The organism is Flavobacterium sp. W22_SRS_FP1, assembly GCF_052113685.1.
Classification (GTDB): domain Bacteria; phylum Bacteroidota; class Bacteroidia; order Flavobacteriales; family Flavobacteriaceae; genus Flavobacterium.
Map to the genome: position 1 here is coordinate 50,926 of NZ_JBGQOE010000017.1, position 23,197 is coordinate 74,122.

Here is a 23,197-nt window from a genome sequence, read left to right on the forward strand (position 1 = left end):
TGCTCTTCTACTAGGTGTCGTATACTTTGGTTAGCTATTTTCAAAATAATGCTCATTAATCGTTAAAAGTCAAACTATCAGCAGCCCAAAAAAGACCGTCTTTCCTTCACGACTCGCTATTGGAGATTGATTGTTAACCCAAACAGACTCGTGTTGCCTGCTAAAGTATAACGTGAATAAGAATAATTAAATTTCAGTTTATTCATTTTTAACCCAAACCCTAGTGAAACTCCCGAAAAATTACGCTGTTCTAGAATACGTAATTCCTCTGCTTTTCTAAAATTATATCCCAACCGAATATTAAATGATTTTTTAGGAAACAACTCCACTCCGAAAATAACATGACGCACTGCATTATTTATAAGCGAAACCTTTTCTTCAGTTGTATTTCCATCAATTGATGATTCAGCCCTTTCTGGATTAGAAAAAGCAATATTCCATTGTTGTAGATTTTCTAAAGTAAGATGCCACCGAATGGGGACATGCTCTAATTCCTGTGAAACCCCGAAAAGAATTTCCATTGGTAATTTTTCGTTTTCTCCGGAATAGGTGGTAAATTGAGTACCAATATTTCGTATTACCAAGCCCCAATTAACATCATTCCTTTCATCAATAAAAATGGCGCCAAGATCTATTGCGCCACCAAATGAAGAGTAACTTTCAAGTGCAGAAGAAATCAATTTGGCGTTTACTCCTAAATGAATTGTTGTATATGGGATGTTGTAAGCATAGCCTACGGAAATCGCTATTTCACTTCCGGAAAAATCACTTGTAAACTGACCGTTTTCGTCATAGCCTTCAAGCTTACCATAATTTACATAATTAACCCCAGCCTGAAACGTTTGCAAATGACGATCATAGGTATAAGCATATGAAGCAGTCCCGTATGTGACCTCATTAAAATAATTTCCGTAATTTAACGCCAAATGGTTGTGCATTTCTAAATTTATGGTTGCAGGATTAAAATTAACTTGATTCACATCATCATCATAAATAGTTATAGTTTTTCCCCCAAGAGCTGCCTGCCTGGGCGAGGTAACCAAATTCAAAAACTGATAAGTATACTTTCCTCCTATTTGACCGTAAGACACAGTACAAATAAATAGCAACAAGAATAGTAAGAGTTTTTTGGACATGCTTTTTGTCTCTGTTTTCGTAAAATAGAACTCAAATGCGAAGATAAAATTATAATACCAAAAATACTCATTATATATCTTCAAATACCACATAAATAAAATTCCAAAACCATCACTTAATTATCTTAAGATTAGATTTTGGAATTTACATTTAGAAACCACGAAGATTACTTACAATATTTTGGAATTTTTAACTTTTTGATCGGTAATAGCAATTTTCAAAACGTCATTCATTTCTTTAACGTAATGAAATGTTAGACCTTCTATATATTCAGGTTTTATTTCGTCGATATCGCTTTTATTTTCATGACAGAGAATAATCTCTTTAATATTTGCACGTTTTGCGGCCAATATTTTTTCCTTTATTCCACCTACAGGCAACACCTTGCCTCTTAATGTAATTTCACCAGTCATGGCCATGTTTTTCTTCACTCTTTTTTGGGTGAATACAGATACCAGAGAAGTCAACATCGCTATACCGGCACTAGGCCCATCTTTTGGCGTTGCTCCTTCAGGAACGTGCAAGTGGATATTATATTTCGATATCATATCTGGATCCAACCCCAGTAGTTGCGTGTTTGCTTTAATATATTCTAATGCTATTGTAGCCGATTCTTTCATTACGGTCCCTAAGTTACCCGTGATGGTCATATTCCCTTTTCCAGGAGAGATTAAAGATTCTATAAAAAGAATATCCCCGCCTACACTAGTCCAAGCTAATCCAGTGACAACGCCTGCCACATCATTGCTTTCATATTTATCTCTTTCCAATCTAGGCACACCAAGTATCTTAACTATATCTGCATCGGTCACTTTTTTATTGTACTCCTCTTCCATTGCGACAGACTTGGCTGCATTACGTATTACTTGCGCAATTTTAGCTTCTAAACCACGAACACCAGATTCACGAGTATATCCTTCAACAATTTTTTCAAGTTGTTTCTTACCTATGGTTAAATCCTTAGCTGTTAAACCGTGTTCTTTTAATTGTCTGGGTAACAAATGTTGACGAGCAATCTCTACTTTTTCTTCAATAGTATAACCTGACATTTTTATAACCTCCATACGGTCTCTCAATGCAGGTTGAATAGAAGACATTGTGTTGGAAGTAGCTATAAACATGACTTTAGACAAATCATATCCCATCTCTAGAAAATTATCGTAAAATGAATTGTTTTGTTCTGGATCCAATACTTCCAATAACGCCGAGGAAGGATCACCTTGACTACTTATCGATAATTTATCGATTTCATCCAATACAAAAACTGGATTTGATGTACCTGCTTTTTTTAAACTTTGCATGATTCTTCCGGGCATCGCACCAATATAGGTTTTTCTATGCCCTCTTATTTCTGCCTCATCGCGTAAACCACCAAGAGAAATGCGGACATACTCCCTTCCTAACGCTTCAGCAACAGACTTTCCTATAGAAGTTTTTCCTACTCCCGGAGGCCCTGTCAAACAAATGATAGGCGATTTCATGTCATTTCGTAATTTCAAAACTGCCAAATGCTCGATCATTCTCTTCTTAACATCTTCTAATCCGAAATGATCTCGATCCAGTATTTTTTGCGCGCGCTTTAAGTCGAAATTGTCTTTTGAATATTCATTCCAAGGCAATTCTAAAAACAGCTCTAAGTAATTCCTTTGAATTCCAAAATCCGGAGCTTGCGGATTCATCCGACGCATTTTTGACAATTCTTTTTCGAAATGTTTTTTGGTTTTTTCATCCCATTTCTTAGACTTGGATTTAAGCAGCATTTCGTCCATCTCTTCTTCTTGTGAAGAACCACCCAATTCCTCTTGAATCGTTTTCATTTGTTGTTGAAGAAAATATTCTCTTTGTTGTTGATCTAAGTCAAAACGAACTTTAGATTGAATATCGTTTTTTAATTCGAGTTTCTGTAACTCGATATTCATGTAACGTAGCGTTTCTAACGCTCTGTTTTTTAAATCACTAATTGCCAGCAGATCCTGTTTTTCTTTAACAGACAAATTCATGTTAGAAGTAACAAAATTAATCAAGAAAGATTGGCTTTCAATATTCTTAATAGCAAATGTTGCCTCGCTCGGAATGTTCGGACTCTCTTTTATTATTTGTATCGCTAATTCCTTTACAGACTCAAGAATAGCCAAAAACTCAGTGTCTTTACTTTCAGGTCTGCTCTCTTCAAACTCCTTGATGCTTGCGGTAATATAAGGATCTTCTGAAACTACAGATTCAATTTCAAAACGCTTTTTCCCTTGAAGAATAACAGTCGTGTTCCCATCAGGCATTTTTAAAACCCTTAATATTCTGGCAACGGTACCTATTTTATGAATGTCGTCCGTAGTCGGATCTTCATCTTGTTCATTTTTTTGGGTAACCACGCCTATCGTTTTCCCTGCCGCATTTGCGTCATTGATTAGTTTAATCGATTTATCACGGCCTGCCGTAATGGGAATTACGACACCTGGAAACAAAACCATGTTGCGTAAAGGCAAAATTGGCAGTGAGTCCGGTAATTCCTCGTTAATCATCTCTTCCTCATCCTCAGGAGTCAATAATGGTATTAATTCAGCTTCTGTATCATATTCCTGAAGTGACAGATTGTCTATTGTAACTATTTTATGATTTGACATAATTATATATGAGTCTTTTTGTCATTAAAAAATTTAAATTTATGAATAAACACGGGGTTTCGACACTTTTAGTATCAACATAATTATAATATCCCTAGTTATTCACTAAGTCCATAAAAGAGTCAATCTTTATGCCAAAACAAATCTATTAATTAATATATCACTAAAAATAGAAAAAACAGCCTTAATAAAAAAAAGAAACTAAAGAGTATTATTTAAATAGCAATAAAAATAAATGAAAGTTGTTTTGGAGCTTTTTATCAAATTGACTAATGTATTATCTGATTTGCAAGATTAGTCCCTGCAAGCGCTTCTATCTATATTACGACTAGTTTTTTTTATGTAAGTCCAAATCAAAATCCATTTATACTTTTTTGCTCTCCTTCATAAAACTAAGAACAATATACCCTAATAAAAAGAATATGGCTAAGATGAAAAACGAATCTCGCATAGAGTTAGTAATGGATGCAACAAAACCAAAAATAAAGGTCCCAACAACTATCGCGATTTTCTCTGTTACATCAAAGAAACTAAAATAAGTTGCATGGTCCTCTGTCTCCGGTAATAGTTTTGAATAAGTAGATCGCGACAAAGATTGTATAGCACCTAAAACCATTCCTATCGTACCTCCAAGAGCATAAAAATGGATGTCAATGTATTCGTTTTTAGCGTCTAATAGATAAGCAGCAAAACAAATAAGACACCAAATTACAATAGTTAATTTGAGTGTTTTTATGTTTCCGATCTTTTCTGAAATCCTGGAAAACAAAAAAGCTCCAAAAATAGCGACTACGTTTATTAATAAAATTATTATAATCAATTTACTTGTTCCTATTCCCAGCTCTTTTTTTCCAAAAATCCCAGCCAGTAATATCACTGTTTGAACACCGATGCTGTAAAGAAAGAAAGCGGTTAGAAATTGCTTAAGGTCCGTTTGTTTATTTATACTTTTTACAACTACTTTAAGTTCTCTTAAGCCATTAAAAATAAAATCCTTTTCAGCTTTCTTATGAAACACATTATTAGGTAAATAGTAAAAAGTAACTTGCGCAAAACCAATCCACCAGATCCCAACTGATAAGAATGAAATCCTAGCCGGTAAAGAGCTATCTGTTATTCCAAACCATTCTGGCATCATGACCATGGTCAAATTGAAAACCAATAATATTAGAGAGCCTGTATAACCAAACATGAAGCCTTTTGCACTCACTCTATCATGCTGTTCAGGATGGGCAATTTCAGGCAAATACGAATTATAAAAAACGATACTCCCCCAAAAACCGATACTAGCTAGAACAGTGCCTAAAATTCCAATCCACAAAGTATCTTGACCCGTAAAAAAGTACAAGCTCATTACCGAGAGCGATCCTAAATAACAAAAAAACTGCATAAAACGCTTCTTGTTACCACTGTAATCGGCAATTCCAGATAAAATGGGCGACAGTAAAGCCACAATCAAGAAAGAAAATGACAAAGAATACGACAGTAGTGAGGAGTTATTAAACTCACTCCCTAAAAAATGAACAATATCATTATTACCACTTGTCACAGTTTCATAATAAATGGGAAAGACAGCTGTCGCAATAACTAAACTATAAACAGAGTTAGCCCAATCATAAAAAGCCCAGGCATTTATTAATTTCTTATCTCCTTTTTGCAACGCTGTCATATCTAGTATTTTTTTACGAATTTATTTATTTTTATGAAACAAACACAATAAATATTGGAAATATTGAAAGCTCAAACAAAATTTAAAAAAGTAAAGCCAATTCAAATGAACTGGCTTTACTTTTTTATGAAAGTTTAATAATTATTTGTTATTTATAGACTATTCCAAATTTTGCCGCAGTAGCTTTCGCTTCTGGTACCATTGCTTTCAAATTGGCTATCCTAGTTGCATCAGAAGGATGGGTGCTAAGGAATTCGGGCTGTCCTTGACCACTAGAATTAGCAGCCATTCTGGTCCAAAAGTCTATTGCTTGTTCTGGATTGTACCCCGCTATTGCCATTAAAGTTAATCCGATTTTATCAGCTTCACTTTCATGACTTCTACTAAATGGTAACATCACTCCCACCTGTGAACCTAAACCGTAATATTGTTGCCACATTTGTTGTTTTTCTTCGCTTTTACCACCAGTAGCAAGAGAAACACCAACAGCACCGATACTTTGAACTTGGGCTGCACTCATTCGTTGTGCACCGTGATTAGCTAAAGCATGAGAAACTTCATGACCAATAACTGTTGCCAAACCAGCTTCGTCTTTGGTTATAGGTAAAATACCCGAATAAACGACAATTTTCCCTCCTGGCATGCACCAAGCATTAACATCTTTGCTTTCTACTAATTTATATTCCCAACGGTAATCTTTTAAATATTCCGTTTGACCTAAAGAGGCTAAATATTTTTCAGCAGCCACTTTAATTTTCTCCCCCACTTTTTCAACACTATTGGCATAAGCAGTACCTGAAATAACTTTGTTTTCTTTTAAAAAGGTACCGTACTGTTGAAAAGACGAAGGAAAAAGTTCGCTATTGGATACAAAATTCAATGTTTTTTTTCCGGTAATTGGATTCGTCGCACAGGAAAGTAATAACCCTATCGTGCAAACTACTATAAGTATCGACTGTTTTTTCATTATTATAAATTTATAAGATTAGCAAAATTACAATTACTACAAAGTTAAATTTATAAAATTAAATCTAAAAGTTTATTGTTTTTTTGTTTTACTATTCTCCTGTAATGTGCAAAACATTAAATTCCTTCTCTACAACGAGATAGTTATTCCTCTCTAGAGCTTCAACATCGATAGCTACCTTTTCATTGTCAATTTCGATACTTGTAACCTTGAAAGGTAGTCCAATCAGGTTGATTTTATACTTAGAATATGGAGTATCGTATTTACCTTCTTTGTGCAATTGAATATTAAGTTCCGTTTCCTTTCCTGTTACTTGAAAGGATAGAAAACTATACCTCCCTTTTTTGTAGTCATAACCATCTTGCGCATCTTCATATACTACTGACTTCTCTTTCCCTTCTTTATAATAAAAATCTAACGTCAATTCATCAAACTCTAATTCGCCTACATATTGTTGAACTGGGTACTTTGGAATAACTGAACCTGCCTTCACGAATACGGGGATTTCATCATATTTTGTGTCCACCCATATTTCTTTGCCACCTGTCACTAAATTATTTGTCCAATAATTATACCATTCACCGCGAGGAATATACATTCTCCTTCCAGTAGCGTTAGGTTCTAAAATAGGACATACTAATATTTGATTTCCAAAAACAAATTCATCATTTCGGTAATGTGTTTGAGTGTCTTCTTGGTCATAATAAACTAAAGGTTTGAGCATGGGCACCCCAGCTTCAATATATTGCCAAAACATCGTATATAAATAAGGCAATAATTGGTAACGCAGGTTAACAAATTTTCTTGTGATATCGATCACTTCTTCATCAAATGCCCAAGGTTCTTGTTCCCCATGGTCTCCAGAGGAGTGCGTCCTACAAAAAGGATGAAAAACACCCAATTGAATCCAACGCGTATAGAGCTCTCCTGACGGCTGCTCGGCAAATCCACCAATATCAGAACCAGTGAATCCCATTCCTGAAATAGACATCCTTTGTACCTGAATATTTGCAATCCATAAATGCTCCCAAGTCGCAACATTATCGCCTGTCCAAGACGACGAATAACGTTGTGCTCCTGCATAGGCAGATCTTGTTATTATGAAAGGCCTCTTGGGATATGCATAACGCTTTACACCATGATAGGTTGCTCTAGCCATCTGAGTACCGTAAATATTATGAGCTTTTCTATGACTGCATGGATTCCCGTCATAGTCATGACGCACATCCATTGGGAAAGTTTTGTTAGGAACTTCCATTACCGCAGGCTCATTCATATCATTCCAAACTCCTTTTACGCCAATATCCAAAATTAATTCTTTAAACAATCCAGCCCACCATTCTCTCACTTCGGGATTAGTATAATCAGGGAAATTGCATTCTCCAGGCCATACTTTTCCTTTCATATAAGGACCGTCGGCTCTTTTGCAAAAATAATCTTTTTCTAAAGCCTCTTTATATACTGAATATTCTTTGTCTATTTTTATGCCTGGATCGATGATAACAACTGTTTTAAAGCCATCTTCGGCTAATTCTGCTACCATTCGTTTTGGATTTGGAAAATATTCTTTGTTCCAAGTAAAACATCTAAAACCCTCCATGTAATCGATATCCAAATATATCGCATCACAAGGAATCTTTAATTCCCTGAATTTTGCGGCTACTTCCTTCACATTACTTTCCGGATAATAGCTCCATTTACATTGATGGTATCCCAAAGCCCATAAAGGTGGTAATTCTGGTTTACCAGTCAAGTCAGTATAACTTGTGACAACATCTTCCATCTGGGGTCCATAGATGAAATAATAATTCATCTCTCCTCCTTCTGACCAAAAACTAGTTACATTTCTTCTTTCATGACAAAAATCAAAAAAAGTTCTAAACGTATTGTCGAAGAAGATTCCATACGCCTGTTTGTTCTGCAATCCTATGTAGAAAGGAACTACTTTATATAATGGTTCTTGATCTTTTTGAAAAGCATATTGATCTGTCGCGAAATTCTCTAGTCTTTTTCCTTTCAAATTCATTTGAGTTGCCTTATCGCCTAAGCCATAAAAACATTCTCCATCCTTTGAAGCCTTACTCATTTTTACGATATTGCCGCCATACTCATAACTCTCTTCCCAATGGAAACCCAATTCATCTTCGAGCAAGGTATTGTCATTCAAATCTAAAACAGACACTCTCATATCTGTTTTTTGAATTATACATTTTACTTTACTGGTTTGTATTTTATAAAATTCATCCTCTTCGGTTACATCAAGAAAATTATATCCTTGTGAATAACTTTTATCTATCGCATATGAAAAATCTTTGCTGAAATATCCTTTTGTGGTATAACGAAAACGAATTACGCTGTCTCGTAATACGGTTATTTTTAATATTACGCTATTGCCAGTATGAAAATAGACCGAATCAGCATCATGTTCAAAAGAAACTATTTTTGATGGATATAAATCTCCTTTAAATTCTAATTCTGTATTTGTAATCATTGTATATATTGTTAAAAGTAAGGCTTTTAAATGTCGTCAAAAATACAAAAAAAGCAAGTTCCATATTCTAACTATTTTTATTTTTATTTTGCGCAAACGTTGTAATTGACCTGTATAAAAAGAAAACAGTATCGATATACGCAATCAATACTGTTTACAGTTTTTAAGGTTATGGTTTTTCCCTGTTTATATCATGAAATTTTGAAAGTAGTCACACTCAACGGGGGCAATTGCAATTCTATTGAGTAATCCCTACCGTCATATGGCGCAGCATCAATCAGTAATTTACCGGAATTCATAATACCGCTACCTCCGTAAATTGCAGCATCACTATTAAAAATTTCAGTAAGTTTTCCCTTTTTAGGAAGGCCAATTCTATAATTATTACGCACTATTTGCGTAAAATTGCAAACAACAATTACATCATCTTTAGGTTTATCTCCTTTGCGAATAAATGACATCACTGCATTTTGATGATCTGAATAATTAATCCATTCAAAACCTTCTGGACTAAATTGTTTTTCATACAAAGCGGGCTGCGTTTTGTATAAGCCATTTAAATCCGTTATCAGTTTTTTTACACCATCATGCAACGGATATTGTAATAAATGCCAGTCTAAACTTCCTTCAAAGTTCCACTCGGCACTCTGACCAAATTCAGACCCCATAAACAATAATTTTGTTCCCGGATGTGTAAACATATAAGCATAAAGCAAACGCAGATTTGCAAATTTCTGCCACTCATCGCCAGGCATTCTTCCGGCGATTGATTTCTTTCCATATACCACTTCGTCATGAGACAATGGCAACATGAAATTTTCGGAAAAAGTATAAGTCATAGAAAAAGTTAAGTCATTTTGATGGTATTTTCTATAAACCGTATCTTTTTGAAAATATTCCAAGGTGTCATGCATCCATCCCATCATCCACTTCATTCCAAACCCTAATCCTCCAACAGATGTTGGTCTTGAAACCATTGGAAAAGAAGTACTTTCTTCGGCAATAGTTTGTACTCCATCAAAATTCGAGTAAACTGCTTCGTTAAATTCTTTTAAAAAACTTATGGTGTCTAGATTTTCATTTCCACCATAGATATTAGCTTCCCATTCACCTTCTTTTCGCGAATAATCTAAATACAGCATAGATGCTACAGCGTCAACACGAAGTGCATCAGCATGGTACTGTTGCAACCAAAAAAGTGCATTACTTATTAAAAAGGAACGAACTTCATTACGACCATAATTAAAAACTAAACTTTTCCAGTCAGGATGGTATCCCTTTTTACGGTCTGGATGTTCGAAAAGATTAGAGCCATCAAAAAAGCCTAATCCGTGCGCGTCATCTGGAAAATGAGATGGAACCCAATCTAGAATTACCCCAATTCCTGCCTGATGTAATTTATCAACCAAAAACATAAAGTCCTGAGGTTTTCCAAAACGGGAAGTTGGCGCAAAATATCCAACTAATTGATACCCCCAAGAAGGGTCATATGGATATTCCATGATAGGCATAAATTCGACATGAGTAAACCCCGTTTCTTTTACATAGTCTACTAACTCCTCTGCAAACTCAAGATAAGTCAAAAAGCGATTGTCTTCAGCATGACGTTTCCAGGATCCTAAATGAACTTCATAAACAGAATATGGTTTGTCTAGACCATTATGGTCCTGACGTGATTTCATCCATTTAGTATCCTTCCATTTATAATCAAGATCCCAAATGACAGAGGCTGTATGAGGTGGCTTTTCACAATAGAAAGCGAAAGGATCCGCTTTTTCGGTAACAATTCCGTCATTACTAGAATGTATTCTATATTTATAGGTTGCTCCTTTTTCAATATTTGGAATAAAACCTTCCCAAATACCGGAGGAATCCCAGCGCACTTCAAGTTGATGTTCTCCTTGTATCCAGAAATTAAAATCGCCAACAACAGATACGGAACGAGCAGACGGAGCCCAGACTGCAAAATAAACCCCTCTTACACCATTTACCTCGATCAAATGAGCACCAAGCTTTTCATATAATCTGTAATGCTTTCCAGCTTTGAAAAGGTCGATGTCAAAATCGGTAAAAAGGGAATGTGAAATAACTGTATTCATAAAATATTTGTGTAGTTCTACATTTTTAAAATAGAGAATTAATTTATAAAATTAGGCGTATAAATTTTAATTGATCTTGTAATTATCTGGTAATGTAACTCCTTTTTTAACAACAACAATTCCATCCTTTATAGCATATAGCTCATTTGAAAAATCTTCCAAATGTTTTCCTCCATTAATATAAACGTCATTACCTATTCTACAGTTTTTATCAACTATGGCATTACTGATAAAACAATTTTCACCAATACCAACCAATATTTTGTTGTTTTCAATATCAGTATTCATCTGATCTAAACTCTGATAGAAATCATTCCCCATTATATAACAATTTTTAATAATAGAACCATCACCAATTCTTGATCGAATACCGATTACTGAATGATTAATTTCTTTGGCATTTAAAATACAGCCTTCGGAAATCAAAGACCTGTCTAAAAGTGTTTTTTGAAATTTTGAAGGAGGCAATAGTCTTGGTCTAGTATAAATTTTATTATCATTGTCGAACAAATTGAATTGTGGTATATCATCCGTCAATCCAATATTTGCTTCAAAAAAGGAATCAATATTACCAATATCAGTCCAATAGCCCTCATATTGATAACTTAGAATCTTTTTATTACCAACAGCTTGCGGAATAATTTCTTTTCCAAAATCTTTAGTTTCCTTATTTGACATGATATCCACTAACAAATCTTTATTGAAAATGTAGATTCCCATTGAAGCTAAATAATGCTTCTCTTCAGACTTCATTTGTTCACTTACATCTGACTTCCATTCGGATAAAAGTTCCTTAGCAGGTTTTTCAATAAAAGATTCGATACAGCTTTCATCGTTTGTTTTTAGAATTCCAAACTCTGGAGCATCCTTAGCGTTAACTGGTAATGTGGCTATGGTTATGTCAGCCTGATTTTTAATATGCTCTTCTATCATATCATTAAAATCCATTTGATACAATTGATCGCCAGAAAGTATTAATGCATAATCAAAATCATGATTTAAAAAATGAGGCATGCATTGTCGAACGGCATCGGCAGTCCCTTGAAACCAAGTGGGGTTGTCAGGAGTTTGTTCGGCAGCAAGAATATCAACAAAAGCATGGCTAAAAACACTAAAGTTATAAGTGTTTTTGATATGGGCATTTAATGAAGCTGAATTAAATTGTGTCAATACAAACATTCTATAGATATCTGAATTCATGCAATTTGAAATAGGAATATCCACTAATCTATACTTACCTCCTATTGGGACAGCAGGTTTAGACCTAGTTTCAGTCAATGGGTATAATCTGGATCCTTGACCTCCACCTAAAATAATCGCAATCACATTTTTCTTTTTAGCTTTCATACTTTTTTAATTATTAAATTATACACCTCTATATATTCTTGACAAACTCTTTCCCAAGAGTGGTCTGTGAGCATTCCCTTGTTTCTAATTTTATTTAAACTTTGCTTTTCCTTATATAATTCTATCGCCCTTTGAATCGAATAACAAATATCCCCGACAGAAGATTGATCATGGCAAATACCGTTTCCGTCATCTCCAAAATCAATTACTGTATCCTTCAAACCTCCTGTTCTCCTCACAATTGGAATCGTTCCGTACCGCAACGAGTACATTTGATTCAATCCGCAGGGCTCTACTCTTGATGGCATCAATAAAAAATCCGCTCCCGCATAAATAAGATGTGCCAATTCCTCATTATAACCTATGAAAGTATTGTAATTCCCTTTATAATCAGGCAATAAACTGTTTAATTGATTTTCAATTTCCGGACTTCCAGAACCTAAAATTAGGATATTGATTTCCTGATAGTTCTCAGACATCGCCAAAGCCGTAGCTTGCGGCAACAGATCGCCTCCTTTTTCTTCTAACAGCCTGCCTATAAAGCTAAATAATGGTTTTCTAGGGTCTAGATTAAAAAGGGTACAAAGTATTTCCTTATTCTGCTGTTTCCCTACTTCAAAATTGCTAATAGAATAGTTTTTTTCTAGCATACTGTCCTTTGCAGGGTCCCACACCTCAGTATCGATTCCGTTTAATATCCCTCGGGATTTATAGCGAACTATATTAAATAATGTTTCGAGGCCATTAGCTGAATAATTAATTTCATTTAAGTAATTTGGAGAAACTGTAGTGACTGACCATGCACACTTTATACCTACCGCCAAAGAATTAATGCAGTGATCCCATTCTAGAAGGTTAACATGGGATAAGTCAAACTCTGGTAAATAATGTAGTTTATCGAACCCAAATTGACCCTGATACAAACCATTGTGTATGGTAATCATCGAGGGTGTGTTATGTAACTTTTTATATTTATTGCAGTATAACATCATAAAAGGAATTAGTCCTGTATGATGGTCGTGGCAATTAATTATATCTGGCATTGCCTCCCTTCCCATTATCCAATCTAAAGTGGCAATTTGAAAAGATAAAAACCGTTCAATGTCATCCTCATATCCATACACGTTCTTTCTGTCAAATAATTCCGGCATCTCTATAAGATATAGTTCAAACCCTAATTTATCCGTAGTTTCTTTTAGAACGCTAAACGAAAAATTAAACTTCCCTAATTTAATGGCACCCCAATGGACACAATCAAAATCGTATTCTTTTTTAAACTTTGTATCGTAACATGGAACTACGACCCTTGCAAGATGTCCCGCTTTATTTTGGTATTTTGGCAACGCTCCAACAACATCTGCTAATCCGCCAACTTTGGCTACTGGATAACACTCTGCACTGATATGAAATATTTCCATCTAATTAATTATATTTTCATCAATCATTTACAATACTATTTTGGGGGACCCATAATTTTCTATGTGTAAATAATCAATTAACAGGTTAAAATTTTACTAATTACACTACTTTTATGTTTTTCTAAAATTAGTAAAAAATAAACAGAAAGAAAGAAGTCTCAAAAAATTATTAAAATGACAAAAAACACTTCTATTCATACGCAATCATTGAAAATTCCTAAGTTTATACTACTTAGCAGTAAGTTTATCTCCTTTATTTCTCCAAAATTAACTGTATTGTATATAGCGAAATTATTTACAACACCCATAAAACATAAAATTCCAAAAAGAGAATTGCATATGGACCGCGCTAGCGTCCAAAAATTAGTCACCATTCCAAGTCTAAATAAGCAAGTTATTGTCTATGAATATGGTGAAAGTGAAAAGAAAATTTTATTGGTTCATGGATGGTCTGGTCGTGGCACACAATTAGTAAAAATAGCTGATGAACTGCTTAAATCGGGCTATTCGACCGTCAGTTTTGATGCACCAGCACATGGCAAGTCACCCGGTAATAATGGCATAATGACTGATTTTATTGCTGCTATCCTAGAAATAGATAAGCAATACGGTCCATTTGATGCAGCTGTCGGACATTCCTTAGGTGGAATGTCAATTTTAAACGCCATTAAACACGGACTTCAACTTAAATCCGCTGCTATTATTGGTAGTGGGGACCTTGTACAAGACATTATTGAGGATTTTGTCGCTAAACTTGAGTTAAATCCCAAGTTTGCTAACCTATTAAGGTTGCATTTCGAAAAGAAACACGGAGAAAAAATGAATGACTATTCTGCATATAGAGCGGCTAAGAACACTGATATTTCTATGCTTGTAGTGCATGATAAAGATGACCCTGAAGTTTCGGTTAAAGCTGGCATTCACATTCACCAACATTTAATAAATGGAACGCTAATGTTAACCGAAAGATTAGGGCATCGCAAAATTTTAGGGCATCAAGATGTTATCAATAGAGTCGTAACTTACATCACGACTAACAAATAAACATAAAAACAAATAGAATACAAACTATGCAGTACCCTTTAGAGAAAACCGAAGAGCAGTGGAAAGAGGAATTAGGTTTAGAACGTTATAAAATTCTTCGCCAAAAAGGAACGGAGCGCCCCCATACCGGATCTTACAACCTTCATTACGAAAAAGGAACCTATTGCTGTGGGGCCTGCAATGAATCGCTATTTGAAAGCAACTCTAAGTTTGATGCCCATTGTGGATGGCCTTCTTTTGACGAATCCATTCCAGGTAAAGTCGAATATATTAAAGACAATACACTCGGCATGAGTCGCACTGAAATTCTTTGTTCTAACTGTGGTACTCACTTAGGGCATGTATTTAACGATGGACCAACGAAAACTGGACAACGTTATTGTGTAAATTCACTATCAGTAGACTTCAAAGAATAATGTCCTAATTATATCACTGTGCTATTTAATAACGCACTAGTTTGAGGCTTTTTGCAAGAAAAAAAAAGACGAATTGAACGTTCTAGATTTCTTAAAAAAAGATTTTTTTACTAAAAAGCCCTTCAAATCCTTATATCAGATTCATAGGGCTTTTAAGTAAATTAACAACTAACTCTAGTAAGTTACTGCAAATGACTCTTCCTAATCATTAGAAGATTACAGACACAATTTATCAACTATTTCAGAAACAGCTGTTATTGCAGTAGTATTTTCAATAGTAGGGCCAGCAACCCACACAGTTTTATAAGTAACTTCGGTAGCGGCTTTAGTAACTGCATTTGAACCTATCATGTATCTAATCATTTTTACCCACTTTTTTAAGGTTTTGTTTTTGTTTAAAGTTTGTTCTAACAAACTTTGTTTTGTCCCCACTTTCTGAACATAAGGAGTATTGATAACCGTGCAAGGTGTACCGGAAATTTTCTCGGTCAAAACAATGTCTTTTTCCCCATAATCAACACAAGCTTGCTTGTATTCTTGTGAAACTCCAGATTCAAATGAAGCTATAAAAGGACTTCCCACTGATACACCAATAGCGCCATAAGACAACATATTGTCCAATTCCTTTTTAGTACTGACGCCCCCTGCCGAAATAACTGGCAATGTAGTATTTAAATTTAGCTCCTTAATTAATTCTTCAGGACCAAGGTTACCTCGATGACCTCCAGCAAGATTATTGACGGCTATTAAGGCATCGGCACCCAAGCTTTCTACCTTTTTAGCAAAAGCAAGGTCAGTTACATCACAAAAAACCTTAATTCCTGCTTTATGAGCCTGTCTAATAGTCTCCTCAGGAGAACCCAGGGAAGTAATGATAAAATCTACTTTTTCCTCGCACAATACCGCTAATTGGTCTTTGTATTTGATATTCGATTTATTTACTATTAAATTATAACCAAAACTCCCACCAGCAACTTTAGCTTCCCTAAGTTCTATAACTGAAGCTCGTAATTCATCCAATGTCCGATAATTTAATGCTGGAATACAACCCGCTACACCTGCTTTCATCCCTTCGATAATCATTTTTGTATTCGAAACTAGAAACATAGGCGCCATTATCAACGGGCGATTAATCTGCAAAAGAGTATTTAGCGTAGGTTTTACCATTTTTAGGGTTTTGATTAAAACAAATATAGCTAAATATACTATGCATGCCTACTATTTAAAAACTAAATGAAAAAAACGCTTTAATAATATTATTAGCATTAGCTTTCAGCTTAACCTCCCAGTATAACGTGCTATCCTACTCTTCTCAATTCGGTTTCAGTTTTGTATCATTTTCAAATTACAGGTTTCTTCGTTAACAGTTGAATTTATGATTCATTCGAAGCCTCATATCTTAAAAAACAAGAAAAAAATAACAAACACTAGTTTGCTATTTTGCGTCAATTAAATTACTAAAGTTTTATATGAGTCTTAGCTATAATATAAATGATTTCTTGAAACTAGGTGCTATTCTTTCTTTTGATGCTTGCTCATAAGCATAAGCTATACTTATTAATTTAGATTCTGAATATGCGGAACCAAAAAATGAAAAACCTACAGGTAAATCATAGACTTTTCCACAAGGAACAGTAATATGTGGATAACCACTAGCTGCTGCTGGCATTGTTAAGAAAACATCTCCCCAGCGATCTCCATAAATCATATCGATACTACAAGCCGGTCCTATAGTTAAACCGCAAATAGCATCCAATTTATTAACCTTCATGACTTTGTCAATTATTTCTTTTGAACCTAAATGACTTTTTTTGAGTGCTTCAATATATTTTTTGTCCATAAGACTGCCTTTTTCATTGGAACTGATTAGGGTTTCTTGTTTAAAGTAGGGCATTGATTTATCTTCATTGGCTATATTAAAGTCAATAACTTCCTTTAAGCTTTTCACCTTGGCATTAGAAGTACTTAAGTAACTATTCAAACCAGCTTTGAACTCAAACTGCATTAGTTCAAACTCGTCTCCTCCCAGTTTACTAATTTCATCCAGATAATCAATTTCTATAATTGTAGCACCTTTACTTTTTAGTAAATCGATTGTTTTTTGCTGAAGTGCGTGCATGAATTGATTTTCACCCTGAGGCTTACGCTCAACTCCTATTCTTTTTCCTTTTAGTGCATCCAAATCAAGGAATTTAGTATAATCTTTATGGGCCTTCCCTTTACTTTCTAGAGTAACCTGATCCTGATCATCTATACCTGCCATAGCTCCTAATAAAATGGCAGCATCAGTAACAGTTCTTGCCATAGGCCCAGCTGTATCTTGCGTACTTGAAATAGGTATAATCCCCGTTCTACTAACTAAACCGACTGTAGGTTTAATTCCTACTATTCCACTTACCGAGGCTGGACATACCACAGATCCATCCGTTTCTGTGCCAATGGCAACAACACAAAGGTTAGCCGCTACGGCTACACCAGAACCTGCACTGGAACCACATGGATTATGATCTAATATATAAGGGTTCTTAGTTTGCCCGCCCCTACTGCTCCAACCTGAACAAGAAGAAGTAGATCTAAAATTAGCCCATTCACTTAAATTTGTTTTACCTATTAATATAGCTCCTGCCTCTCTCATTTTCTTGATAACAAAAGCATCGCTACTTGCAACATTACCTGCAAGTGCCAATGAACCTGCTGTAGTTTGCATTTTATCACCAGTATCAATATTGTCTTTTATCAGTATGGGAATACCATGTAAAGGACCTCTACTCTTTCCAGATTTCATTTCTAAATCCATGGCTTTAGCCAATGCGATTGCATCTGAGTTAATTTCAATTACAGCATTTAATTTGTGCCCATTTTTATCAACGGATTCTATGCGATCTAAATACATTCGAACTAATTGTTCTGAACTATATGTACCTGAAGATAATTTTTCCCTTAAGCTACTGATCGTTTCTTCATTTAGTTCGAAGACTGCGTCGGAATTGCCTACTGTACTGATTACTTCATCGTTTTTTTTAGTGCTTGAATTACAACTTGAAATTAAGAAAGTGCTAAGACCTGCAGAAGCTAAGGTTGCAGTAGTTAAAAAAGATCTTCTTTTCATGGATAAAATATTAAAAATATAATGAACTAATTTAGCTTTTTTTTAACAACTGCAATAAAATAATACACTTAACAAAAGTTAATTTTTTAAAGTACCTGATAACAAGGCTTTTGCTGATAAAAATTGCTAATACTACAATTAAAAAAACTAAGAACATAATACTAAAAATCTACATATAAGCAGCAAAAAATTCGATAGTTGAAAAACAAAAACCCTATCCGAATTGGATAGGGTTTTCTAAAGAAAGGCGACGCACCTCTATGTTTTTTTTTGAGACTCCCAAATAACTGTAATGCTGTCAGCTACCTATTAATTGTTGTTTTTCTTTGAAAATAAAAAGAAGTAATGAGCGCGGCATTTTTATAAAAAAAGGGGCTTACGCCCCATCTATTTTTCAAAGGGTCAAAGGGCAAAAGAGCCAAAGGGTATTAATCCCTGAGGCAACGCACTGAGAAACCAGCTGTCTTACTGTAGTTGCCTCCGTCTACATAGCCGTTATTGTAATGCAGGCCGCGGTACCAGGCAACAGCTGTACCGTCCTCCGTAGAACTCCACCAGTAACCGTAGTTACCAATGCCGTTGAATGTTCCATTGTTGGTGCGAAAACCTCCCGGAAGACCTGTAAAACCACTGCTGTTAGTAGCCGCTGTATTAGGACTTGACCAATGCGTTGTTACCGTTTCTTTCATCGCGCCTCCAGCGATGGCTGTTCCTCCTAAACCGTCGGTTAGAATAGTCCATTCAGCGTCTGTGGGAACGTGCCAGCCTGTTGGGGCTAATTTTTTTCTTGCTGCTATTTCTGTAGGTGTTGGTGTGGCTGACTCTGCTGTAGTAATACCCATCACCGCATACCAGTTATACATTTTGCCATAAGTAGCACCATCAGTTGAACCATCAGGTTTCACGTAATAACACCAAGCACCAGTTTTTAAAGCTGCCCAAGCAGTTGGGTCCGTTTCTTCAGGTATTGGGGTGCCGTCTCTGTAAGTCGGTACATCAAGATTTTTTCTCATCCACTGTTGCGTACCAATTTCAACGCTTGTTGTAAGAAGGCTATTATCAGCTATCAACTCCTTTATTTGAGCTTTTAAACTGAATAATTGAGCTGCTAATAAATCTACATAAAACTTTGTAGCGGCATCTTGAGCATCTGTGGGGTTTGCCACTCCAGTCAGTTTTTTTGCTCCAAGAGCTACATCTGCCACTGCAGCACCAAATCCACTTAGTGGGATGTTGGCTTTATCTAGCTTTGCGTTTGTTACATTTGCATCTAGTATTTTTACTGATGTTACTGCACCATCTGTAATAGTTAATGCTGTTGCACCTGTTACATCTCCTGTATGTGTGGCATTGGTTACTAAACTACTATAGTTACTATTTACTGCATCGTCGCCTGTGTTAGTGTTTGATGTATTGCTAACTACTGCTTGTTGTGCATTAGTTACATAGTTTTTATCGGTACTAGCTGCAATATTGGCTGTGGTAAGAGTTATTGCTCCCGCAACTTGTGTTACTCCATTTACTGAAGTTGTCAAGCCAGCTGATCCCGCTAAACCTTGAGGACCTGCTGGACCTTGGGCACCTGTCGCACCATCTTTTCCATCTGCTCCTGTTGGACCCGCAACTGTTGAGGCTGCTCCTGTTAATCCTATATCTCCTTTTAAACCAATTGGGCCTTGAGGACCTGCTGGACCTTGGGCACCTGTAGCACCATCTTTTCCGTCTGCTCCTGTTGGACCCGCAACTGTTGAGGCTGCTCCTGTTAATCCTATATCTCCTTTTAAACCAATTGGACCTTGAGGACCTGCTGGACCTGTCAATCCTATTGGACCTTGGGGACCTACAGTTCCATTGGCACTAAACAGTGCATAAGGAACACTCATTAGTTCGCTTGCGCCTGCAATGGTATAATTTGTTCCGCCCGTGGGGTCGGTTTCCGTTTTAATAAAGTAAGGTCCGTTTGCCCAGTTAATACCTGCAAAGGTACCTGTTACTGGGGTTCCTGCTCCTATTTCTAAACTTACCAAACCATTAACATTGGTGTTGGGTCTTTGGGTTTCGCTGTAGGCTACGTACCTGTTGTACTGCCTTGCAAAATACTTATTTTCATACCTACTGGCGTTGACGCGATCAACGCACTGCTGCTGTTACGAAGCACTGCCTGGTAACTCATTTTTTGCGGAGATTGAGCAAAGGTGCTAACCGTGATAAACAGGGCTATAGATAGTAATAGTTTTTTCATTGGTTTATTTCTTTATGATTTTGAATGTTTTTAATTCAGCATTATTTTTATTTACTTTCAAGATGTATGCTCCCGAAGGTAAATTTTGCATTGCAATTTCGGTTTCAGACCCTTGCACCAAAGCCCTTGCAAGTGTCCTCCCAGAAAGGTCATAAAGTACATAACTCAAATCCGTAAGATCTGAATTGTGTAGAGACAAAACGATTTTATCCGTGGTAGGATTTGGGTACGCCACCGCAGACAACGTTAATGCCGTTAGTTCCGGATTACTCAGGGTAAATATCTCAAAAGCCTGCTGGATTCCTTGCGCTACTGAACCTGTTGCGCTAGAATTAGTGGTATAAACCACTTGCCCAACAGAAAAGTTAGAACTTCCACCAGATCCCGTGGCGTCACCGCCAGAAGCATCAACAGCTTGCTGTGCCTGGATCGTAAATGCCGCGAATAACCCAAATAAAAGAGTACTTGTTTTTTTCATTGTATTGTTGATTTTTTTTAAAAGCTATGATAAAATCAACCCAAATGACTGGCGGAGAGAGTAAAAAAACTTTGTTAATTAACATTATTTTGGCAAGATAACATTTTTTTAACAATAGCGAGCAGGTATTTATACCTGCTTTTACTAAATCTACAATAAACAGGACTTAACAAGTGCTAAAAACTGCTTTTTAGTAGTTATTTTTTGGTTTAAGAGCCAAATTATACTAACTAATTTTTATGCTTAATTTTTATCGCTCCACAGCTTTTGGCTGTGATCCTCTAAAAAACAACAAACTAACTAGTTTATAACTACATACTCCCAATCCCGAAAAATAAACAAACCAAAGTTTTTATAGCCACTTTTCTGGACTCTTCTGTAGCGTTTTCAGGAAAATATATAGGATACCACTCCACTGATTTCGTTTTCTCCATCGATGGTTTTCCAAAATGCGAATAAGTGGTAGTAACAAAATGTTTGTTTTTTGACAAAGTAGCATTTGCGACAGATTGATTTTCTGGATTGCAATTTTGAACAAGCATTATACCCAACCTCTCCTCTCCTGATCTTATCTCAATAATTCCACGGTTCTCGTTATATTCAGCAAATAGAGGTTTGTTATATAATAAACCCTCAATCCTATGAATTTGTTCAATTCCCAAAGTATTTTGTGTTTGATTCCCAATAAATGGATTGAATTTCACTTCTGTTTTATCGGTAGAACGAACTTCTTCTAAACGTGCATATAAAAAATAGCCTATTTGCTCTTTGTCGTTATACAATTCAGCTATTATAGGATCAGAAAAATTTTGTTTTGTAACTTCAACCCCTTTCACTTTTATTGTAGATACCTTCTCAACCCATTTCAAATTAATTCCAAACTTTCCTCCATCTGAAAAAAATAACACGCCCTTTTTTTGATGTGCTATTTTTTCATTAAAAGAAATACTTACCCCTGTAGCACTTGTAAATAAAGGAGTGTAAAAATCAGAAAAAGTTGGCTTAGGAAAATTCCATATCATTTTATCCTTGTAATAAAAATCTAAATTGGCGCCATTAGTAGTTTCTATAAGTGCTGAAAAATTACTGGCAGAATTCCAAGCTCCGTTTATTTTCAGTAATTGACGTGTAGGATTCAGTAAAAGAGAACTTGCTTTTTTTTCTTGAGCTTCTAATGATCCTACAATTATTTTTTCATTAGTTGATGGCAATTCTCCCAATGACTCTTTTATCAATCTTCTAAAGACATCATGAAACTCCTCTGGAGAAAACCATAGTTGTGATGTTACGTAACCTGAAACGTTAAAGTATTCGAGTTCATGGCTTACTTCTTTCTGCAGAATAATTTTATTGTTCTGCTTAATAATAATATTGAATTTCCATAACATCCCGAAACCATATGTTGCCCTGGTTATAAAAGAGAATATTCCAATTTCAAAATCCTTATTGGAAACCATTTTAGGCATTTCTACCTTTTGCTTTCCAAATCCATTAAAAATCTTATAGGACACATCTTTAGGTAATACAACCTCATTAACCTTGAGATACTTCATTAATTCGAGCTTAGTATCTTTAAAGATTGAGTCCCGAATGTCCTGATACAAAAAATAGTTAGGAAATTTCGTTTCATCAGTCCATCGCAATTCATGCTTAAAAACAACAACTTGAGCATTCTGTGCAAAACTAATTGCGGATATTATAATTAATAAGATGGTTATAGATGTTGTTTTCATAGACCTTTATTTCATTAAAACATTTAAACAAAATAACTAAAAGCACACAAGTTATACTAATAATAACAAACACAATCTCATTTTCATTGTTTTCCAATGCTGAAAACAACAAGATTAAAACAAATAATTGACTAAAATAGTCAATAGTTTTTATAAATATCCGATTTAAATTGATTGTGTTATTTAAGAACTGAATAAGATGCACATTTAATTGCATTCCTTTTTTACCTAATACACAACTTTTGAATTTGATACTAACTAATATTTGGGCGCAACTTTTGTCACTCCATAGGTTTTGGGATTAATCCAAAAAAAAACTTCAGCTAGCGTTAGCCAACTGAAGTTTCTTGTACTCAGAGCGGGACTTGAACCCGCACGAACATTGCTGTTCACTGGATTTTAAGTCCAGCGTGTCTACCAATTTCA

Annotated in this window: 15 protein-coding genes; 2 read left to right on the forward strand and 13 right to left on the reverse strand. The window is 35.4% G+C overall.

Annotated elements, in window-relative coordinates:
- Positions 1–116: 116 nt before the first annotated feature.
- The 8 genes from porQ to ACEN2H_RS10840 all read right to left on the reverse strand — a co-directional run bounded on the left by porQ (position 117) and on the right by ACEN2H_RS10840 (position 13,749).
- Positions 117–1,136 carry a type IX secretion system protein PorQ gene (gene porQ / locus ACEN2H_RS10805; RefSeq protein ID WP_441732354.1) on the reverse strand — a complete coding sequence of 340 codons (1,020 nt, stop codon included), beginning with the start codon at positions 1,134–1,136 and terminating at the stop codon, positions 117–119.
- 171 nt (positions 1,137–1,307) lie between these two features.
- Positions 1,308–3,758, reverse strand: coding sequence for an endopeptidase La (gene lon / locus ACEN2H_RS10810; RefSeq protein WP_441732355.1), 2,451 nt, complete (start codon positions 3,756–3,758; stop codon positions 1,308–1,310).
- 364 nt (positions 3,759–4,122) lie between these two features.
- Complete coding sequence (locus ACEN2H_RS10815) at positions 4,123–5,427, reverse strand: MFS transporter (protein WP_441732356.1); 1,305 nt, start codon at positions 5,425–5,427, stop codon at positions 4,123–4,125.
- A gap of 148 nt (positions 5,428–5,575) precedes the next feature.
- The gene (locus ACEN2H_RS10820; RefSeq protein WP_441732358.1) at positions 5,576–6,394 is read right to left on the reverse strand and encodes a M48 family metallopeptidase; all 819 of its coding nucleotides are present in this window, start codon (positions 6,392–6,394) and stop codon (positions 5,576–5,578) included.
- A 91-nt stretch (positions 6,395–6,485) separates the two neighbouring features.
- A complete protein-coding gene (locus tag ACEN2H_RS10825) occupies positions 6,486–8,885 on the reverse strand; it encodes a glycoside hydrolase family 31 protein (protein WP_441732359.1) in 2,400 nt (799 codons plus the stop codon).
- Between the two features lie 191 nt (positions 8,886–9,076).
- A complete protein-coding gene (glgB, locus tag ACEN2H_RS10830) occupies positions 9,077–10,984 on the reverse strand; it encodes a 1,4-alpha-glucan branching protein GlgB (protein WP_441732360.1) in 1,908 nt (635 codons plus the stop codon).
- Between the two features lie 66 nt (positions 10,985–11,050).
- Positions 11,051–12,331: a glucose-1-phosphate adenylyltransferase gene (locus tag ACEN2H_RS10835; RefSeq protein WP_441732361.1), complete on the reverse strand. Its 1,281-nt coding sequence runs from the start codon at positions 12,329–12,331 to the stop codon at positions 11,051–11,053.
- Positions 12,328–13,749 (reverse strand): glycogen synthase, encoded by a 1,422-nt coding sequence (locus ACEN2H_RS10840; RefSeq protein WP_441732362.1) that lies wholly within the window; start codon positions 13,747–13,749, stop codon positions 12,328–12,330. Before ACEN2H_RS10840 ends, ACEN2H_RS10835 begins: the two co-directional genes overlap by 4 nt.
- A gap of 174 nt (positions 13,750–13,923) precedes the next feature.
- Between ACEN2H_RS10840 and ACEN2H_RS10845 the strand changes: the two genes are divergently transcribed.
- On the forward strand, positions 13,924–14,793 hold the full coding sequence (locus ACEN2H_RS10845; RefSeq protein ID WP_441732363.1) for an alpha/beta fold hydrolase: 870 nt from the start codon (positions 13,924–13,926) through the stop codon (positions 14,791–14,793).
- 26 nt (positions 14,794–14,819) lie between these two features.
- On the forward strand, positions 14,820–15,209 hold the full coding sequence (msrB, locus tag ACEN2H_RS10850) for a peptide-methionine (R)-S-oxide reductase MsrB (protein WP_441732365.1): 390 nt from the start codon (positions 14,820–14,822) through the stop codon (positions 15,207–15,209).
- Between the two features lie 216 nt (positions 15,210–15,425).
- Here msrB and ACEN2H_RS10855 read toward each other — a convergent pair whose 3' ends face one another.
- From ACEN2H_RS10855 to ACEN2H_RS10875, 5 genes are all read right to left on the reverse strand, one after another.
- Entirely contained in the window at positions 15,426–16,376 is a 951-nt protein-coding gene (locus ACEN2H_RS10855; RefSeq protein WP_441732367.1) for an NAD(P)H-dependent flavin oxidoreductase, read from the reverse strand.
- Between the two features lie 313 nt (positions 16,377–16,689).
- Complete coding sequence (locus tag ACEN2H_RS10860) at positions 16,690–18,318, reverse strand: amidase (protein WP_441732369.1); 1,629 nt, start codon at positions 18,316–18,318, stop codon at positions 16,690–16,692.
- 428 nt (positions 18,319–18,746) lie between these two features.
- The gene (locus ACEN2H_RS10865) at positions 18,747–20,345 is read right to left on the reverse strand and encodes an FISUMP domain-containing protein (RefSeq protein ID WP_441732371.1); all 1,599 of its coding nucleotides are present in this window, start codon (positions 20,343–20,345) and stop codon (positions 18,747–18,749) included.
- 219 nt (positions 20,346–20,564) lie between these two features.
- Positions 20,565–21,038, reverse strand: coding sequence for a T9SS type A sorting domain-containing protein (locus ACEN2H_RS10870; protein WP_441732373.1), 474 nt, complete (start codon positions 21,036–21,038; stop codon positions 20,565–20,567).
- A gap of 311 nt (positions 21,039–21,349) precedes the next feature.
- Positions 21,350–22,771 carry a hypothetical protein gene (locus ACEN2H_RS10875; RefSeq protein ID WP_441732374.1) on the reverse strand — a complete coding sequence of 474 codons (1,422 nt, stop codon included), beginning with the start codon at positions 22,769–22,771 and terminating at the stop codon, positions 21,350–21,352.
- Positions 22,772–23,197: the final 426 nt, after the last annotated feature.

What these genes read in the sequence shown, in the direction of transcription:
- porQ (WP_441732354.1), bottom strand. Translation starts at nt 1,136, where the DNA reads ATGTCCAAAAAACTCTTACTATTCTTGTTGCTATTTATTTGTACTGTG.
- lon (WP_441732355.1), bottom strand. Translation starts at nt 3,758, where the DNA reads ATGTCAAATCATAAAATAGTTACAATAGACAATCTGTCACTTCAGGAA.
- ACEN2H_RS10815 (WP_441732356.1), bottom strand. Translation starts at nt 5,427, where the DNA reads ATGACAGCGTTGCAAAAAGGAGATAAGAAATTAATAAATGCCTGGGCT.
- ACEN2H_RS10820 (WP_441732358.1), bottom strand. Translation starts at nt 6,394, where the DNA reads ATGAAAAAACAGTCGATACTTATAGTAGTTTGCACGATAGGGTTATTA.
- ACEN2H_RS10825 (WP_441732359.1), bottom strand. Translation starts at nt 8,885, where the DNA reads ATGATTACAAATACAGAATTAGAATTTAAAGGAGATTTATATCCATCA.
- glgB (WP_441732360.1), bottom strand. Translation starts at nt 10,984, where the DNA reads ATGAATACAGTTATTTCACATTCCCTTTTTACCGATTTTGACATCGAC.
- ACEN2H_RS10835 (WP_441732361.1), bottom strand. Translation starts at nt 12,331, where the DNA reads ATGAAAGCTAAAAAGAAAAATGTGATTGCGATTATTTTAGGTGGAGGT.
- ACEN2H_RS10840 (WP_441732362.1), bottom strand. Translation starts at nt 13,749, where the DNA reads ATGGAAATATTTCATATCAGTGCAGAGTGTTATCCAGTAGCCAAAGTT.
- ACEN2H_RS10845 (WP_441732363.1), top strand. Translation starts at nt 13,924, where the DNA reads ATGACAAAAAACACTTCTATTCATACGCAATCATTGAAAATTCCTAAG.
- msrB (WP_441732365.1), top strand. Translation starts at nt 14,820, where the DNA reads ATGCAGTACCCTTTAGAGAAAACCGAAGAGCAGTGGAAAGAGGAATTA.
- ACEN2H_RS10855 (WP_441732367.1), bottom strand. Translation starts at nt 16,376, where the DNA reads ATGGTAAAACCTACGCTAAATACTCTTTTGCAGATTAATCGCCCGTTG.
- ACEN2H_RS10860 (WP_441732369.1), bottom strand. Translation starts at nt 18,318, where the DNA reads ATGAAAAGAAGATCTTTTTTAACTACTGCAACCTTAGCTTCTGCAGGT.
- ACEN2H_RS10870 (WP_441732373.1), bottom strand. Translation starts at nt 21,038, where the DNA reads ATGAAAAAAACAAGTACTCTTTTATTTGGGTTATTCGCGGCATTTACG.
- ACEN2H_RS10875 (WP_441732374.1), bottom strand. Translation starts at nt 22,771, where the DNA reads ATGAAAACAACATCTATAACCATCTTATTAATTATAATATCCGCAATT.